Here is a 15,994-nt window from a genome sequence, read left to right on the forward strand (position 1 = left end):
TCGGCAGCGGAGCGACCCCCACCCCCAACGCTCCCTCAGGTTTGGCGCCTTCCGTACCCAACGCTCCCTCAGGTTTGCCTGCCATACCCAACGCTCCTTCAGGTCTGACTGCCACGACCCCCAACGCTCCTTCAGGTCTGACTGCCACGACCCCCAACGCTCCCGCAGGTCTGGCTGGCACGACCCCCAACGCTCCCTCAGGTTTGACTGCCACGACCCCCAACGCTCCCTCAGTTTTTGCGCCTTCCGTTCCCGTCGCCCCCGCAAACTCCGCATCGGCCTCCGCACGCGGCGCGGCGGCAGCGACGACGGCCGCGAACCAGGGTTTGGGCCCTGCGACGGCACCGACCGACGCGCCGACGGCAGACCCGCTGGCGTCGGGTTCCGATTCCATCGCCAACGCCGTTGCTGCCCTGGGCTGGCTTAATCCCGGCGCCCTGGGAGGCGCGGCCGTGAATCATTCCCCCGCCGCGGCTATAGCGGACGTCGTGAAAGCGGAAACGGGGACCGGCCCGGTAGCACCGGCAGGGGGTCCCGGCCTCTCCCTCGCGCAGTCACCGGACGTCCTCCGCCCGGAGCCGGTCGCTGCCACCGGGCGTCCAATGGGTGCACTGCCGGGCGGCGCAGTGGCCACCAGCGCCGCCCCTTCCGTGCAGCCTGCCTCCACTCCGGTGACGACGGCGGCAGCCGCGCCGGTGCCGCGTGCAGCGACGGCGGAAGCCGTTCCGGTGCCGACCGCAGTTCAGGCCGCGGCGTCCGCTGCTGAACCGGCCCAAACAACCGCAGGTGGAAAGGCTGGCCCGGTTGAGACTCCCTCGGTGCCCCCGGCCGGCATGCCCGGAATTTTCAACATGACCGGCACGGCGACCGGTACGCCCACCGGCGTAGTGGCGGCCGGCGTCGTCGTCCGAGCAGGAGGCGTACCCGGCGCCACTGCCGCCGCCCCCGCGGACGGCACGCCCGCGACTGCTGCCGCAACGGACAACCTGGCGGCGGCCGGCGCCGCCGGCGCGGTAGCTGTGGCCCCGCCCGCGCCAGGCCAGGCAGCCGGCACGGGAGCACCGGCGGCCCAGGCTCCGGCTCCGCCGGCCCAGCAGCCCGCTCTCCAGCCGCAACTGGCCAAACCGCTCTTTACCCTCGCCGGGGCGCCGCACGGCCAGCACATCATGACCCTGAAGGTCAGCCCGGAGGACCTGGGGCCGCTGACCGTGCGCGCCCACATCGACGGCGCCGGCGTGCGGATCGAACTGTTCGCCCCCGGGGACACCGGCCGGGAGGCCCTGCGTGGGATCCTCCCCGAACTGCGCAAGGAACTTGCCGGCGCCGGCTTCGGCGCCAGCCTCGATGTCTCGGACCATAGCGGGCCCGCCGGCGGGGGCCGGGACGCAGGGCAGGCCGCAGGTCAGGGAGCCAGCGGACGCGAAGCCTCCCACGCCGGCAGCGGCGGCCCGGGCGCCGGCGGCCGGAACGGGCCCGGCGAATCCCGGCCGGGACACCGCTGGGACGCCCTGGCGGACGAAGCCTCGCTGCGCACCGCCCGGATCCTGAACGGCCCCCAAACCACCCTCGACATTCTCGTCTGACACGAAGGAACCCGACCCATGACCATCCAGCCCATCGCCCCCCAGCCGATCACGGCCGCGGGGACGACCCCGGAGGCTGCTGCCGTCCGGGCACCCGTGCAGACCATGGACGCCAACGTGTTCATGACCCTCCTCGTGGCCCAGCTCAAGAACCAGAACCCCAGCGCCCCCATGGACACCAACCAGATGATGGCGCAGACCATCCAGCTTTCCATGATGGAAAAAATGACCGAACTGACCACCAACAGCAAGGAGGGTTTCTCCCTCCAGATGCGCTCGGCCGCAGCCCAGCTGATCGGCCACTCCGTCGACTACACCCTCGCCGACGGCACCACCGGCACCGGACTCGCCAGCTCGGTGTCCTTCGCCGGCACGGTGCCAACCGTCAAGGTCGGCGACCTTTCCATCCCTCTCGACTCCATCAGCGGCCTCACCGCACCGGCCGCTTCCTAGCCGTTTACCTCCCGTAGAAAGGCAGTTCCCATGCTCCGCTCGCTGTACTCCGGAATCTCCGGCCTCCGTGCCCACCAGACCATGCTGGATGTCACCGGCAACAACATCGCCAACGTCAATACGGCCGGCTTCAAGGCGTCTTCCACGCAGTTCCAGGACACCCTGTCGCAGATGACCCAGGGCGCCTCCGCGCCGCAGGGGGAGTCCGGTGGCAGCAACCCGGCGCAGATCGGCCTGGGCGTCCGCGTTGCCGGCGTCAGCACCAACTTCGCCCAGGGCTCCTCGCAGAGCACCGGCCGCGCCACCGACATGATGATCTCCGGCGAGGGCTTCTTTGTCACCAGCAAGGGCGGCCAGCAGTTGTTCACCCGCGCGGGATCCATGACGTTCGACGCCGCTAGCCAGCTTGTCAGCCCCGACGGCGGCATCCTGCAGGGCTGGACCGCAGACGCCAGCGGCACGGTCGACCAAGGCAGGGCGATCGGCGACATCACGCTCAACCCCAACACCATGATCGCGACCGCTACCTCCAAGGTCACGCTGGATGGAAACCTGCCCGCTGACGCGGCTGCCAACGCCACCTTTGACCGCATCGTCAAGGTTTACGACGGCCTGGGTGCACCCCGCGATATCTCGCTGAGCTTCGCCAGGAACGGCGCTGATTGGGATGTCACCGCCAAGGACGGGGCAACCACGTCCCCGGTCACCAAGCTCACCCCCGGCCCGGGCGGGACCCTAGTTGCCAGCCCCGCGCTTTCGATCAACGGCATCGACGTCGACCTTTCCAAGGTCTCTGGCTTCGCCGGCATGAGCTCCCTCACCGTCAGCGGCCAGAACGGGTCCGCCGTCGGCAAGCTCGAGTCCTTCACCCTTGGCAACGACGGGTCCCTGATCGGATCCTTCAGCAACGGCGTCAAGCAGGTGCTGGCCAAGATCGCGCTGGCCAAGTTCACCAACCCGGCCGGACTGGAGAAGGCCGGCGGCTCCTCCTACGTCGCCACCGGCAACTCCGGCAACGTCCAGCTGGGCGCGGCGGGCGACCCGGGCATCGGCACCCTGGCCGGCGGCTCGCTGGAGATGTCCAACGTGGACCTGTCCCAGGAATTCACCAACCTGATCGTCGCCCAGCGCGGCTTCCAGGCCAACGCCCGCATCATTACCACCTCCGACGAGGTCCTGCAGGAGCTCGGCAACCTCAAGCGTTAACCGCCGAAACCCCGCCCGCGCAGGGTATGCCTGAGCCGGACAACCCCTGGGTTGCTCTCTCACTTATGGCTGGCAAGGGCAGGTCATAGCCGCCATAAGTGAGAGAGCATCGCCGGGCGGGGAGACGGCCGGAAGAAGCGGGCGGAAGAACCGGCTGGCTCAAACGGTGCGCAGGGCGAGGCCGACCTTGCGTACCGCCGTCCGGAAACCGTTGGCCAGATCGTCGGCGTTGAACTTGAAGTACTGCCAGCCCGCACTGGTGAACACCTCGTCCCGGTGATTGTCCCGGGACTGCTGTGCGGGCGTGCGGTGATGGGCGCCGTCGTACTGGATGGCAATGCGCTGTTTGCGGTAACCAAGGACCGTCGGCGGCGAGTACGGGTCATCAGGCACTAGCTTGAGCTGCAGCTCCGGCTCGGGAAGCCCGGCGGCCGTCAGGGCCAGCCGAAGGAACGTCTCCGGCGCGGAATCAGCCCCGCTGCGGATCAGCTCCATCGCATGCCGAGCCTTCACTATCCCCTGGATCTTCGGGTGGCGCCGCAGCCTGGCCCGAAGCTGGTCCGGCGTGGCCCATGCCGTGGTTCGCATCTCCAAACCCCTCCGCGGCTGGCGCACCAACTGGTCGCCGATCGCCACGAGATCCTCCAGGGGCAGCCGGCGGGCCAGGTCAAGCCAAGTCCGTGCCGGCGTCGAGATGGCCATGCCGTCCAGCGCCATGACCTCCCCCGGGAACACCAGCACTCTATGCCCCACCACCCCCTCGCGCCGGACCGCGGGCAGAGAGCGGGGTTTGCTGAGGTGCAATTCCCGGCATCCGCGAAACCACGACGGAAGCCACAGGCCGTGGATGACCGCGGCGCTCAGGTGAGAGATCCAGCCGCCCGGCGTCGCAGCTGAAAGCGCCCGCGCCAAGCCCCGCAGCTCAAAATCCCAGCCCCCGGGCAGGTAGAGCAGGCGGCCGGCCGAAGTCAGGTCCAAGGCGCGCAGCCGTGCCCTGCCGAGGCAGCCCGCCCGCGCCTCGTACACCGTGAACGGGGCAGCCGACAGGTGGACGGGCAAAGGGGCGGGCGCTCGCATGCGGACCATTGTGGCCGTAACAGCACCGACGCCGCTCAGGTTATCCACACCCCCGGGTTGCTGTCGCACTTATGGCGGCTAAACCCGGATCTGAGCAGCCATAAGTGAGAGAGCAACCGGGGGAGCGCGGGCCGATTCCTAACGAAAGCGCGCTTGCGGCCGACAGTAAGGGGAGAACACCCTTCCCGCCGCTTGGCCGCACCGCCAGGCAGTCCCCAGAGCAGAATCGGCCCATGATCGTTGTTACACGCCTCAACGGAACGCGCTTCGCGGTCAATCCGGACCTGATCGAACGGATCCACGAGAGCCCGGACACCCACCTGGTCACGCTCGACGGCGCCGCCTACGTGGTGCTCGAAAGCCTCGCCGAGGTGGTGGAACTGATTGCCGACTACCGTGCCTACGTGCTGAGCAAGGCCCGGGACTTTCCCGTGGTCACCGGCTTCCCGCTGAGCCTGGTCCCCCCGGCCGAATCGGACGACGACGCCGGCACCACTGCACCTGAACCACCAAGGAAGTAACCATGGATCCCGCAACAGCCGTCGGACTCCTCCTCGCCTTTGGCTCCGTCATCGCCATGGTGCTCATTGAAGGCGGCAGCATCACCGCCCTGCTGCTGCCCGGGCCCCTGATCCTGGTCTTCGGAGCCACCCTGGCGATCGGGCTGGCCGGCAACACCCTCAAGGACGTCATCCAGGCCTTCAAATCCGTGCCGGCAATGTTCGTCGGAAAGACGTCAAAGCCGCAGGAAAGCATCGACCAGATGGTCCGCTTCGCGGAAAAGGCGCGCGCCGAGGGCCTGCTCTCCCTCGAGGAGGAAGCGGCGAGCGTCAAGGATCCGTTCCTGGCCCGTGCCCTGCAGAACATCGCCGACGGCACCGACGCCGAGGACCTCCGAATGCAGATGGAGGACGAGATCGACACGAAGTCCCGCAGCGACCACGCCTCGTCGAAGTTCTTCGCCAGCCTCGGCGGCTACGCCCCCACCGTAGGGATCGTCGGAACCGTGGTCTCCCTGACCCACGTCCTGGAAAACCTCTCCAAGCCGGACGAGCTGGGGCACATGATCGCCGCCGCGTTCGTCGCAACCCTGTGGGGCCTGCTCTCCGCCAACTTCATCTGGCTGCCGTTTAGCTCGCGCCTGGCCCGGCTCTCCGAGCTGGACATCGAACGCATGACCCTCGTGATGGAGGGAATGCTCGCCGTGCAGTCCGGCGCCCAGCCGCTGCTGCTGGCCGAACGGCTCCGCTCCATGGTCCCCGAGCACCAGCTTAAAAGCGCCGACAAGGGCCGCAAGGCACCCGGCGGGGACGACCGTGCGGAGTCGATGGACACGGCCGCGTGAGCGGGCGCCGGCGGCCCCGCAGAAAACCCGAAGCGCACCACGTCGACGAGCGCTGGATGGCTTCCTACATGGACATGGTCACGGTGCTCATGTGCCTCTTCATCGTCCTCTACGCCATGTCCACGGTCGATGCGAACAAGTTCGAGAAGCTGCGCAACTCGCTCGCCACGGGCTTTGGTGCGGTGGCCTCGGAGACCGTGGACACCGCCTCCGGCACCGTGGTCCCGCCGGAATTTGTCGACAAGGACCTCGAGGCCTTTGCCGCCGTCCAGTCGGACGACAAAACGGCCCCGGACCAGGCCCTCGCTGCGGCCAAGAAAGAGGTCGACCGGCTGAGGGCCCTGGAGCAGAAGATGAAGGCCGGGCTTGCCGCCGCGGGGTTGAGCCAGAACGTCGAGTTCCAGATCGACCAGCGCGGGCTGACGGTCAAGCTGGTCGGCTCGCAGGCCTTCTTCGCCCCCGACCGTCCCGAACTGACGGCCCGGGCGTCCCGCGTGCTGGAGATCATCTCCCCGATCCTCCGCACCGCGGCCCTGGAAATCATGGTGGAGGGCCACGCAGCGAAGGGCATCACGGCGTACCCCTCCACGTGGGAACTGTCCTCGGCGCGGGCCGTCAACGTGCTGCGCCACATGGTGGACCGCGGCGGAATACCGCAGAAACTGATCGGTGCCGTGGCCTTCGGATCCGCCCGGCAGGTCAACGACGATTCGACGCCGGCGCTCATGGAGCGCAACCGCAGGGTGGACATCGTGGTGATCTCGGACAAGCCCGACGTCGTCCGCGCCCTCATCCCGAAGGCGCTGAAGCTGAGCCAGAAGTAGGCCGGCCGCCGCCGTCGGGAAGTCGTCAGGAACTGCCTGCCCCCTACTGCTTACGACGGCGGATCCGCTGCCGATAGTGGCAACCGTGAGTGTTCTGGATGAGCGGGAAGTGGTACGGGAGCGGACCGTCAGCGTCTATGACTTCCGGCGTCCCGCGACGCTGGCGCGTGAGCACAGCCGGGTCCTGGAACTCGCCTTCGAAACCTTCGCCCGCCAGTGGGGAACCCAGCTGACCGCCAAGGTCCGCGTGAAATCCGTGGTGCGGCTTGAAGACGTCCGGATGCAGAGCTACGACGAGTACGCCGCCTCGCTGCCGGCCGTGACCGCGATGGTCCTGTGCACCATCGAAGCGCACGATTCCAAGCTGGTGGTGCAGTTCCCGGCCCCCTCGGCCCTGGGCTGGATCAACCGGATGCTTGGTGCCTCGAACGACTCCGCCATGCCGGACCGGAAATTCACCCAGATCGAACAGGCCCTGGTCAAGGGACTGATGGACGAGGCCCTTGAGGACCTCGGGTACTCGCTCGGGCCGCTGCTGAGCGAAGCCATCCGGGTGGACACGGTCCAGTACAACTCCCAGTTCGCCCAGGCCGCAGCGCCGAGTGAACTGATGATTGTCGCCGCCTTCACGATCAACGTCGGCAACATCAGCGCCCCCGCCACGCTGGCCGTACCGGCCGGGATCCTGCTGGGCCGGCTGAAGAAGGCCAACCCGACCGACAACCGCGGCGACGCCGCCGCCCGGATCAGCTCGCAGCTGGAGCGGGTCCCGGTGGAGCTCTCGGTGCGGCTCTCGACGTCGTACGTCACCCCCAGCCAGGTGCTGGGCCTCGCGGTCGGGGACGTCCTGACCCTGCCGCACCAGGAAAACCGGCCGTTCGACCTCACCCTGGACGGCACGAGGCTGGCCACCGCCGCCCCGGCCCGCAACGGGTCCCGGGCCGCTGCCGTCATTGTCACAATCGAGGAGAACAACCAATGAGCATCACCCTGACCAAGCATGAATCGTCGGCGGAACGGCTCGTTGAGGAGCTGCCCAGCCCGGTAGCCCTGAAGGTCGTGGCGCTGGTCCCGTCCCGTGCCGCGGCTTCCTACGCCCGCCAGGCAGTCACGGCGACCTTCGTCGGCTCCGTGACCGCGGATCTGGCCCTGATGCTCAGCGACCGCACTTTCCTGGACGAAGCTGCCGGCGGCATGGCCGGCGGCCAGCTCGGCGTCGTCTCCGTGACCGATGTGCTGCGCCCGGCGATGGAAAGCGCCAGCTCCGTCTTCGGCGCCGGTGTGCTGTCCGACCTGCGCGAATCCGACGCGTCCGGGCTGCTCTCGGACCCGGACACCGCCGTCTTCGAACTCTCCGACGGCACCAGCCCCGCGGCCTGGTTCGCCGTCCGGCTGCGCGAACACGGCACCGGCCAGGACCGCTCCGGCGACGTCTTTGGCGGCGGCGACACGGTGGCCGGCCGGCTGGGGCGCATCAACAACATTGAAATGGCCCTGACCGTGGAGATCGGCCGCACCCGCATGTCCGTCCGCGACGTGCTCTCGCTCGAACCGGGCAAAATCATCGAACTGGACCGCTCGGCGGGCGCCCCGGCGGACGTCCTGCTCAACGGCCGGCTGATCGCCCACGGCGAGGTTGTGGTGCTGGACCAGGACTACGCCGTTCGGATCACCCGGATCCTCGACGTGGCCGAGGGGCTTAGCTGAATGGACTCGCTGATCCTCGGGCTGCGGGTAGCCGTAGCCCTGGGCGCGGTGCTGGGCCTGATCTGGTTGCTGCAGCGCCGTCTCGGCAAAGGCACGGGACGACGCCGGGCTGACGCCGCCCTGAGCGTCGTCAGCCGCCAAAGCGTCGGCCAGCGGGCCTCCGTGGTGGTGGTCGACGCCGGCGGGCAGCGCTTCCTGCTCGGCGTCACCGACCACGCCGTCAACGTCCTGCACACCGGCGAGATCCCGGAAGAGCCCGCGGAGGCTCCCGTTCCGGAGCCCCGCCGCGGCGGCGCGGTCGGCGCCTTCGCCCAGATCCTCGCCAGCGCCGGTGTTCCCGTTGGGGCCTCTCCCGCTGCACCCCGGCCCGACGCCGTGGCCCCCGACGCCGGTTCGTCCGCCCAGCCGGCCACCGCAGCCGGCGCCGAGCCGGGCACCCCGGAGCGGCCGCTGTCCCGCCGCAGCTCCATCCACCGCGACTCCCACACCCGGACCTCACCGGGGCGCGGCACCATGGCCGCATCCGCGGCGCACCCGCCGCTGCACGGGTCAATTCTGCACGGGTCGATCCTGGCCGGTTCCACCTGGAAGCAGGCCGCTGCCGCTCTCAGGAGCGGACGCCGCAATTGATCCGCCCTGCCACCGCCCGCCCTGCCCCCGCCCCGACAATGAGCACAAACCGCACCAACACCGGCGCCAGCCGGCCCCTCAGGATCCTGGCGCTCGGCCTTGCCGCCGTGCTGTTCGCTTTCCTGCTGCTCTGGCTCAACGCTTCCGCCGGCCACGCCACCGCCCCCGCCCCCGTCCCGCCGGTTCCGCCAACCCCGCCGGCCAGCCCGGACAACGGCAGCGTCAACATTGAGATCAACGGCATGGACGGGAAACCCTCCACTGCGGTCCTGACCCTGATCGGGATCACGCTGCTGTCCGTGGCGCCCGCGCTGCTGCTGATGATGACCTCGTTCACGAAGATCTTCGTGGTGCTGGCGATGACCCGCAACGCGCTCTCGCTGCCGTCCATCCCGCCCAACCAGGTGCTGGCCGGCCTGGCCCTGTTCCTCTCGATTTTCGTTATGTGGCCGGTCATCAACGAGATGAACACCATCGGGGTGCAGCCCTACCTCAACGGCACGCTCGACTTCAACGGCGCCCTCAGCGCCGGTTCGGGACCGCTGCAGCACTTTATGCTGGCGCACACCCGCGAGGAAGACATCGCGCTGATGACCCGCGCCGCCGGTATGGAGAACCCGGCCACCCCGGAAGCCGTGCCGCTGCAGACGCTCATCCCGGCGTTCATGATTTCCGAGCTCCGCGCGGCGTTCATCATCGGCTTCGTCATCTTCATCCCGTTCCTCGTGATCGACCTCGTTGTCTCCGCGGCCCTGATGTCGATGGGCATGATGATGCTCCCGCCGGTCATGATCTCGCTGCCTTTCAAGATCCTGCTCTTCATCCTGGTGGACGGCTGGGGCCTGATCATCACCTCGCTGATCCAGAGCTACGCGGGCACCGGATGAACGCCAACGCCGTCCTGGACATCTGCCTCCAGGCCATGATCGTGGCCGCCAAGCTCTCGGCCCCGGTGCTGGTGACGGCACTGGTGGTGGGCTTGGCGATTTCCCTGCTCCAGTCCATCACCCAGCTCCAGGAAGCCACCCTCTCCTTCGTGCCCAAACTGGCCGCCGTGGCGGTGGCCCTGCTGATCTGCGGGCACTGGATGATCTCGGAAATGGTCGCGTTCACCAATGACCTCTTCGCCAAGATCCCCTCCCTGCTCGGAGGCCTGTGAGGTGGGCATCCCGATCGACCAGACGTGGCTGGAGGTGCTCCTGCTGGCCACCGTCCGGATGACGGCATTCCTGGTCGTGGCGCCGCCGTTCGCGCACCAGGCCTTCCCCGGGCGGATCAAGGCGATGCTGGGCGTGGGCCTTGGCCTGGCCGTCACGCAGCGGCTGTCCGCCGGTTACACCGCCCGGGACACGGCCGGGTTCTTCACCGGTGTGGTGCTGGAACTGGTCACCGGCCTGGTCCTGGGTTTCCTGGTCATGCTGGTCTTCGCCGCGGTCCAGTCCGCCGGCAGCCTGATCGACCTCTTCAGCGGTTTCCAGATGGCCCAGGCCTTCGACCCGCAGATGATGGTCAACGGCGCCCAGTTCACCCGGCTGCTGCAGATGGCGGCGCTCGCCCTGCTCTTTTCCTCGGACGGCTACCAGCTCGTCATCGGGGGCCTGACCGGGAGCTTCACCGCGCTGCCGCTGGCCGGCGGCCTCGACCTGGCCCAGCCCGTCCAGGCCATGACCTCCGCCGTCACAGGCATGTTCCTCGCCGCCGTCCAGATCGCCGGGCCGCTGCTGGTGGTGCTGTTCCTGGCCGACGTCGGGCTCGGCCTGCTGACCCGGGTGGCCCCGGCACTGAACGCCTTCTCGCTGGGCTTCCCGCTCAAGATCATGCTGACCCTCGCTCTGGCAGGGTTCCTCTTCCTCGCGCTGCCCAGAATCGTCTCCACCCTGGCCGGGCAGGCCGCCAAGACCGTGCTGGGGGTGGGCTGATGTCGGATTCACAGGAGAAAACCGAACAAGCCACCGACAAACGCATGCGGGAGATCCGCTCCAAGGGCCAGCTCTCCCGCTCTCAGGACCTCACGGCCTGGCTGGCGGTCGGCGCCGCCGCCGTGATGATCCCGGCCACGGTGGAACGCGGAGCGAACGCCGCCACCGACCAGGTCTTCAGCGTCCGGGGCGTGATGGCTGACCCGGATCCGGCGAAGGCCGTGAAGGCGCTCGAGGACGGCCTCGGTTCGCTGGCCGGAATCCTCGGTCCCATGCTGATCGTGGTGCTCATCGTCGTCCTCGTCGGCTCGGCACTGCAGGGCGGGATCCACCTGAAGAAGTTCCGCGTGGACTTCGAGAACTTCAAGCTGCTCAGCGGGCTGAAGCGCATCTTCGGCACCCAGGCGCTCTGGGGCGGGGTCAAGGCGCTGCTGAAGGCGAGCGTCGTCGGCCTGGTGCTCTATTCCGTGGTGCAGGGGCTCATCCCGGTGCTGCTCACCGCCGGCGGCCTCCCGGTCTCCGGCGTCGTGGCCGCGGCCGGCGGCGGCATCTCCTCCCTGGTCCAGTTCGCCGTCTTTGCCGGCATCGCCCTCGCGGCCGTGGACTTCTTCGTCGTGATGCGCCGGAACCGGAAGAAAACCCGGATGTCCAAAAAGGAAGTCCAGGACGAAAACAAGAGCAGCGAGGGCGATCCGCTGATCCGTTCCCAGCGCCGCGCCCGGCAGTTGGCGATGAGCCGGAACCGCATGATCGCGGCGATCGGCGACGCCGACGTCGTCCTCGTCAACCCCACACACGTCGCCGTCGCGCTGAAGTACGAACCCGGAAAGTCCGCCCCCCGGGTGGTGGCCAAGGGCGCCGGCCACGTCGCGGCACGGATCCGGCAGGAAGCCGAGGACAAGAACGTGCCGATGGTCCAGGACATCCCGCTGGCCCGGGCGCTGCACGGCGCCTGCGAGCTGGGGCAGGAGATCCCGGTGGATTTCTACCACGCGGTGGCCGGTGTCCTGGCCTTCGTGATGTCGCTCAAGGCCCGCGGCGCCGGCGCCGGGCTGCACCGGATGGCGGGGGCCGCACTGTGAACACTTCTCGAACCAGCGTCTGTGAAAGGACCGCATCATGAACAACAGGCTCGCCCGGCTGGCGGTGCCGATCGGCATCGTGGGCATCGTGCTGCTGCTGGTGGTTCCGGTGCCCGCACCGCTGCTGGATTTCCTGATCGTCTGCAACATCCTGCTGGCGCTGCTGGTCCTACTCACCAGCATGTTCGTCAAGAAGCCGCTGGACTTCTCCGTCTTCCCCTCGCTGCTGCTGGTGGCCACGCTGTTCCGGCTGGGCCTCAACGTCGCCTCCACCCGACTGGTCCTGGGCAACGGCTACGCCGGCCAGGTCATTGAGGCGTTCGGCAAGGTGACCGTGGGCGGTTCCATGATCATCGGCGCCGTGGTGTTCCTGATCCTGGTGGTCATCCAGTTCGTCGTCGTCACCAAGGGCGCGGAACGCGTCGCCGAAGTGGGCGCCCGCTTCACCCTGGACGCCATGCCCGGCAAACAGATGGCGATCGACGCCGACCTGAACGGCGGCCTGATCACCGACACCCAGGCCCGGGAGCGGCGCGCCGAGGTCTCCGCCGAGGCCGACTTCTACGGCGCCATGGACGGCGCCTCGAAGTTCGTCAAGGGCGACGCGATCGCCGGCATCATCATTATCATCATCAACTTCATCGGCGGCATCGCCATCGGCATGCTGCAGCGGGGCATGGAAATCGGCGACGCCCTCAACACCTACGGCCTGCTGACCATGGGCGACGGGCTCGTCACCCAGATCCCGGCGCTGCTGATGGCCGTCTCCACCGGCATGATCGTGACCCGCTCCAATGCGGAGGCGGATATGGGCCGGACGGCGTCCACCCAGCTGCTGCAGTCGCCCAACGCCCTGATGATCGCCGGCGTCGCCGCCCTCGCCATGGCGCTGATCCCCGGCATGCCGCCCCTCCCGTTCGTCCTGGTCGGGGCCGGGCTGATCCTGGCCTCGCGCCGCACCGCGGCCAGCCAGCAGCAGGCCGAACAGGCCCGCGATGCCGAGGCCGCAGCCCTTAACTCCCCGGAGCTTGACCCGAACGAGAAGCTGCTCGAGGACATGCGTATCCACCCCGTGGAGATCCTGCTGGCTCCGGACCTGGTGGACATGGTCTCGGGCGCCTCCGACGACCTGCTGGCCCGGGTCCGGTCGCTGCGGCACAAGATCGCCATGGAACTGGGCCTGGTCATCCCGCCGGTCCGCACCCGGGACAGCGTGGACCTGCCGCCGGCCACCTACGCGATCCGGATCGCCGGCGTGGAGGCCGGCCGCGGCACCGCTCCGGGCGGACAGATGCTGGCCCTCGGCGACTCGCTGGATACGCTGCCGGGCGTGGCCATGATCGAACCGGTCTTCGGGCTCGCCGGGAAATGGATTCCGGCCGAAATGCGCCACAACGCCGAGATGACCGGCGCCACCGTGATCGACCGCGTGTCGGTGCTGGTCACGCACCTGTCCTCGATCGTCACGGCCAACGCCGCCCGGCTGCTGTCCCGCGAGGACGTCCGGGTACTGACCGAGGGGGTCCGCAAGCAGAGCCCCTCCGCCGTGGACGAGCTCACCCCCGCGCTGCTCTCGCTCGCCGAGCTGCAGCGCGTGCTCCAGGGCCTGCTCGACGAACAAGTCCCCATCAACGACCTGGCCCGCATCTACGAGGCGCTCACCCTCCGGGCGCGGGTGTCCACGGACCCGGAATCGCTCGTGGAAGCGGCACGCCAGTCCCTCGGCCCGGCGCTGACCGCCAAGTTCATGGACGGCCCGGTGCTGAACGTGATCATGATCGACCCGCTGCTGGAGCAATCCATGCTGGAGGACATGCGCCCGGCCGAGGGCGGCAGCCAGATCGTGATGGGACAGGACCGGCTCGACGCCGTGCTCCGCTCGGTGGGCAACGCGGTGGACTCCGCGGCCGCCGCGAACCGGCAGGCCGTCCTGGTCTGCGCCCCGGCACTGCGCCCGGCCATCCACCGGCTCCTCGGGGGGCAACCGGGGTCCGTCCCGGTGCTGTCCTACCGCGAAGTCACCTCCGCCAACGTCCGGATCGAAACCGTAGGAGTCGTGCGCCATGCCGAACCGCTATCGGCTTAAGGGAGCCTCGCTGGAGGAAATCCGCAGCAAGGCCGAAGCCCAGTACGGCCCGTCGGCCCGGATCGTTTCCGCCGAACGCGTCATCAGCCCCGGGATCGCCGGGCTCTTCGCCGGGAACCGTTACGAGGCCGTCGTCGAGGTCCAGCCCAAGCACGACGTCGTCACCGGCGAGGTGGTGCCGGAGGCCGACATCCTCACCGAAGGCGAGATCGTGGAGCCGCGCGCCGCCGCGCCCCGCGCTGCTACGCCGGCCGCCGCACCGCCGCACCCGGCAGGCAACCCGGCCAAGAACGCGCCCCGAAACACAGCGCAGGATGCGCCGCGGCCGCGGCCGCAGCCAACGCCGGGCGGTTCCCGCGTCTCCGCTGCGCCCGGCCATGCGCTGCAGGGCGACGCGATCGCCGCCCTGCTGGCGGAGGCCGACGCCGCCGAACGGACGCTGCACCGCTCCGGCGCCGCCGGCGCCCCCGGCCTCTCGACCGAATCGCCGGGCTTCGCCGAACTGCTGGACCAGCTCGGCTCCGGGCTCCGGACGCCGGCGGCCGGCGGGGGACAGGCTGAACCGGACGCTCCGGTGCGTCCGGCCGGCAGCATGGGGGAACGCCCCGCGCCGGACCGCAGCCAGGCGGCGCCGCCGTCGTCCGTGCGGGCGGCCGTACCGGCGCGCGAGCGGATCCCGGTCCCGCTGCGCGGTACCGGGGACCTGGTGGTGCTAGTCGGTCTAGGGGATGACGCGCTGGACACGGCCCTGGCCATGTCGATCGCCGCCGGGGGCGCGGACGTGCGCACGGCGGGGGAGCTGAGCGCCTACGGCCACCTGCACCTGGACGGGCGCCAGAGCGCGACGGCGGCCCGCGCCCACGCGGTGGAGACCGAACAGACGGTGCTGGCCGCCTTCGGTTTGGGCAAGGGCCGCAACACCTTGGCCCGGCTGCAGGCGATCGCGGCCCTCTCCCCGGACCAGCTCTGGGTGGTGGTGGACGCCGGCCGCAAGCACGAAGACACCGTCCGCTGGGTGGGCCAGCTCAGGGCCCGGCTTGAGGTGGCCGCGGTCGCCGTCGTGGGAGCAGCGGACACCGCGACCCCCGAAAGCGTGGACGCCCTGGGCCTGCCAGTGGGCTGGATTGACGGACGGGCGGCGACCCGGCCGGCCCCGTGGGCCGCAGCGCCCGGCCGCGAAGGGTAGATTGAGAGAATGCTGGTACTCACACGCAAACCGGGCGAACAGATCATGATCGGCGACGGCATCGTCATCACTGTTCTGGAGGGCCGCGGCGACGGCGTCCGGATCGGCATCGAGGCGCCCCGCGGCGTCTCGATCCAGCGCCGGGAAGTCATCGAGGCCATCGCCGCGGCGAATCTTGCGGCAGCGGAAGCAGGCGCCGACGCCGGTTCCGGCACCGAGGATGCGCTGCGCGGGCTGATGCCGCCGGCGCCCGCCAGCGACTGAGCCCGCTTAGTGCGAATTGGCGTCGTCGCCGAGGTACTGGGCCATCATCGGCTGGGTGGCGCGGCGCGTAATGGCGAGGGCACGCTCAATGTTTCCCGCCAGCGTCAACTGCTCGAGCACCCCGGCCGGGTCGTTTGACGCTTCGGGCCGTTGCAGGCCCCGGAGCGTTGCCTCGTTGGTGCGGGCGGCCTCGCCGAGGCGGCCCATCAAGGCGCGCAGGCCGTCCAGGTGCTCCTGCAGGACGGTGGGCCAGGAACCCGGCGGTGCGGCGGCTATCAGTTCAACCAGTGTTGCCTGCGCCGGCAGGCCCCATTCGGCCGCCACCGCCGCGGACTCGACATTCCGGGCCAGCGCCTCAAAACGCAGACGGTCCAGCACGCCTTCCACCTCGGAGGCGGTAAAGGGCAGCCAGTGGGTGTTGCCGGCGGCCGCGTGCAGCCGCTGGGTTTCCAGCCGGAACAGGAGCAGCTCCAACTGCCGCCGTTCCTGCCACAGCGCCGCCGAAAGATCCCCTGCACCCATGGGCCCCATTCCCCTGCCATCCCGGCCAAATTACGGCTTTCCGCATTTTCCGCCAAGCTTTTCCCTGAGGGTACACGCAGATTCCGGATCAGGTGATAGGTTTCGTTCTG

At 69.3% G+C, this 15,994-nt stretch carries 18 protein-coding genes; 16 read left to right on the forward strand and 2 right to left on the reverse strand.

Annotated elements, in window-relative coordinates; all coding sequences use genetic code 11:
- Positions 1-851 precede the first annotated feature (851 nt).
- The 3 genes from AC1MBE_RS12790 to AC1MBE_RS12800 are packed head-to-tail and all read left to right on the forward strand — an operon-like array spanning position 852 to position 3,242.
- A complete protein-coding gene (locus AC1MBE_RS12790; RefSeq protein ID WP_479778777.1) occupies positions 852-1,583 on the forward strand; it encodes a flagellar hook-length control protein FliK in 732 nt (243 codons plus the stop codon).
- Positions 1,584-1,601: 18 nt separating this feature from the next.
- Positions 1,602-2,036: a flagellar hook assembly protein FlgD gene (locus AC1MBE_RS12795; protein WP_346960073.1), complete on the forward strand. Its 435-nt coding sequence runs from the start codon at positions 1,602-1,604 to the stop codon at positions 2,034-2,036.
- Between the two features lie 30 nt (positions 2,037-2,066).
- Positions 2,067-3,242 carry a flagellar hook protein FlgE gene (locus AC1MBE_RS12800; protein WP_479778779.1) on the forward strand — a complete coding sequence of 392 codons (1,176 nt, stop codon included), beginning with the start codon at positions 2,067-2,069 and terminating at the stop codon, positions 3,240-3,242.
- Positions 3,243-3,401: 159 nt separating this feature from the next.
- Here AC1MBE_RS12800 and AC1MBE_RS12805 read toward each other — a convergent pair whose 3' ends face one another.
- Positions 3,402-4,367 carry a DUF559 domain-containing protein gene (locus AC1MBE_RS12805; protein ID WP_479778781.1) on the reverse strand — a complete coding sequence of 322 codons (966 nt, stop codon included), beginning with the start codon at positions 4,365-4,367 and terminating at the stop codon, positions 3,402-3,404.
- A 185-nt stretch (positions 4,368-4,552) separates the two neighbouring features.
- On the opposite strand from AC1MBE_RS12805, the gene AC1MBE_RS12810 reads away from it, so the two are divergent.
- From AC1MBE_RS12810 to AC1MBE_RS12870, 13 genes are all read left to right on the forward strand, one after another.
- On the forward strand, positions 4,553-4,840 hold the full coding sequence (locus AC1MBE_RS12810) for a flagellar FlbD family protein (RefSeq protein ID WP_479778783.1): 288 nt from the start codon (positions 4,553-4,555) through the stop codon (positions 4,838-4,840).
- 2 nt (positions 4,841-4,842) lie between these two features.
- The gene (locus tag AC1MBE_RS12815) at positions 4,843-5,664 is read left to right on the forward strand and encodes a motility protein A (RefSeq protein WP_479778785.1); all 822 of its coding nucleotides are present in this window, start codon (positions 4,843-4,845) and stop codon (positions 5,662-5,664) included.
- Positions 5,661-6,488 carry an OmpA/MotB family protein gene (locus tag AC1MBE_RS12820; RefSeq protein ID WP_479778787.1) on the forward strand — a complete coding sequence of 276 codons (828 nt, stop codon included), beginning with the start codon at positions 5,661-5,663 and terminating at the stop codon, positions 6,486-6,488. Before AC1MBE_RS12815 ends, AC1MBE_RS12820 begins: the two co-directional genes overlap by 4 nt.
- 85 nt (positions 6,489-6,573) lie before the next feature.
- Positions 6,574-7,470 carry a flagellar motor switch protein FliM gene (locus AC1MBE_RS12825; protein WP_479778789.1) on the forward strand — a complete coding sequence of 299 codons (897 nt, stop codon included), beginning with the start codon at positions 6,574-6,576 and terminating at the stop codon, positions 7,468-7,470.
- On the forward strand, positions 7,467-8,195 hold the full coding sequence (gene fliN, locus AC1MBE_RS12830) for a flagellar motor switch protein FliN (RefSeq protein ID WP_346960079.1): 729 nt from the start codon (positions 7,467-7,469) through the stop codon (positions 8,193-8,195). Before AC1MBE_RS12825 ends, fliN begins: the two co-directional genes overlap by 4 nt.
- Positions 8,196-8,825, forward strand: coding sequence for a flagellar biosynthetic protein FliO (gene fliO, locus AC1MBE_RS12835; RefSeq protein ID WP_479778791.1), 630 nt, complete (start codon positions 8,196-8,198; stop codon positions 8,823-8,825). It begins immediately after the preceding gene.
- A 38-nt stretch (positions 8,826-8,863) separates the two neighbouring features.
- Positions 8,864-9,712, forward strand: a complete 849-nt coding sequence (fliP, locus tag AC1MBE_RS12840; protein WP_479778793.1) for a flagellar type III secretion system pore protein FliP — start codon at positions 8,864-8,866, stop codon at positions 9,710-9,712.
- A complete protein-coding gene (gene fliQ / locus AC1MBE_RS12845) occupies positions 9,709-9,984 on the forward strand; it encodes a flagellar biosynthesis protein FliQ (RefSeq protein WP_175321994.1) in 276 nt (91 codons plus the stop codon). Before fliP ends, fliQ begins: the two co-directional genes overlap by 4 nt.
- 1 nt (position 9,985) lies before the next feature.
- Positions 9,986-10,744, forward strand: a complete 759-nt coding sequence (locus tag AC1MBE_RS12850; protein ID WP_346960082.1) for a flagellar biosynthetic protein FliR — start codon at positions 9,986-9,988, stop codon at positions 10,742-10,744.
- Complete coding sequence (locus AC1MBE_RS12855; protein WP_479778795.1) at positions 10,744-11,826, forward strand: EscU/YscU/HrcU family type III secretion system export apparatus switch protein; 1,083 nt, start codon at positions 10,744-10,746, stop codon at positions 11,824-11,826. Before AC1MBE_RS12850 ends, AC1MBE_RS12855 begins: the two co-directional genes overlap by 1 nt.
- A 37-nt stretch (positions 11,827-11,863) precedes the next feature.
- Positions 11,864-13,912, forward strand: a complete 2,049-nt coding sequence (locus tag AC1MBE_RS12860; protein ID WP_479778797.1) for a flagellar biosynthesis protein FlhA — start codon at positions 11,864-11,866, stop codon at positions 13,910-13,912.
- Complete coding sequence (locus AC1MBE_RS12865) at positions 13,890-15,098, forward strand: hypothetical protein (RefSeq protein ID WP_479778799.1); 1,209 nt, start codon at positions 13,890-13,892, stop codon at positions 15,096-15,098. The genes AC1MBE_RS12860 and AC1MBE_RS12865 overlap by 23 nt, the downstream gene beginning before the upstream one ends.
- A gap of 9 nt (positions 15,099-15,107) precedes the next feature.
- Positions 15,108-15,362, forward strand: a complete 255-nt coding sequence (locus tag AC1MBE_RS12870) for a carbon storage regulator (protein WP_346960086.1) — start codon at positions 15,108-15,110, stop codon at positions 15,360-15,362.
- A 6-nt stretch (positions 15,363-15,368) separates the two neighbouring features.
- Here AC1MBE_RS12870 and AC1MBE_RS12875 read toward each other — a convergent pair whose 3' ends face one another.
- Positions 15,369-15,884: a flagellar protein FlgN gene (locus tag AC1MBE_RS12875; protein ID WP_479778801.1), complete on the reverse strand. Its 516-nt coding sequence runs from the start codon at positions 15,882-15,884 to the stop codon at positions 15,369-15,371.
- Positions 15,885-15,994 lie beyond the last annotated feature (110 nt).

This window comes from Arthrobacter sp. BG5 (assembly GCF_056680155.1).

Excerpts from the sequence above, each read along its gene's own strand:
- AC1MBE_RS12790 (WP_479778777.1), top strand. The coding sequence starts at position 852 with ATGACCGGCACGGCGACCGGTACGCCCACCGGCGTAGTGGCGGCCGGC.
- AC1MBE_RS12795 (WP_346960073.1), top strand. The coding sequence starts at position 1,602 with ATGACCATCCAGCCCATCGCCCCCCAGCCGATCACGGCCGCGGGGACG.
- AC1MBE_RS12800 (WP_479778779.1), top strand. The coding sequence starts at position 2,067 with ATGCTCCGCTCGCTGTACTCCGGAATCTCCGGCCTCCGTGCCCACCAG.
- AC1MBE_RS12810 (WP_479778783.1), top strand. The coding sequence starts at position 4,553 with ATGATCGTTGTTACACGCCTCAACGGAACGCGCTTCGCGGTCAATCCG.
- AC1MBE_RS12815 (WP_479778785.1), top strand. The coding sequence starts at position 4,843 with ATGGATCCCGCAACAGCCGTCGGACTCCTCCTCGCCTTTGGCTCCGTC.
- fliN (WP_346960079.1), top strand. The coding sequence starts at position 7,467 with ATGAGCATCACCCTGACCAAGCATGAATCGTCGGCGGAACGGCTCGTT.
- fliO (WP_479778791.1), top strand. The coding sequence starts at position 8,196 with ATGGACTCGCTGATCCTCGGGCTGCGGGTAGCCGTAGCCCTGGGCGCG.
- fliP (WP_479778793.1), top strand. The coding sequence starts at position 8,864 with ATGAGCACAAACCGCACCAACACCGGCGCCAGCCGGCCCCTCAGGATC.
- fliQ (WP_175321994.1), top strand. The coding sequence starts at position 9,709 with ATGAACGCCAACGCCGTCCTGGACATCTGCCTCCAGGCCATGATCGTG.
- AC1MBE_RS12855 (WP_479778795.1), top strand. The coding sequence starts at position 10,744 with ATGTCGGATTCACAGGAGAAAACCGAACAAGCCACCGACAAACGCATG.
- AC1MBE_RS12860 (WP_479778797.1), top strand. The coding sequence starts at position 11,864 with ATGAACAACAGGCTCGCCCGGCTGGCGGTGCCGATCGGCATCGTGGGC.
- AC1MBE_RS12865 (WP_479778799.1), top strand. The coding sequence starts at position 13,890 with ATGCCGAACCGCTATCGGCTTAAGGGAGCCTCGCTGGAGGAAATCCGC.
- AC1MBE_RS12870 (WP_346960086.1), top strand. The coding sequence starts at position 15,108 with ATGCTGGTACTCACACGCAAACCGGGCGAACAGATCATGATCGGCGAC.
- AC1MBE_RS12875 (WP_479778801.1), bottom strand. The coding sequence starts at position 15,884 with ATGGGTGCAGGGGATCTTTCGGCGGCGCTGTGGCAGGAACGGCGGCAG.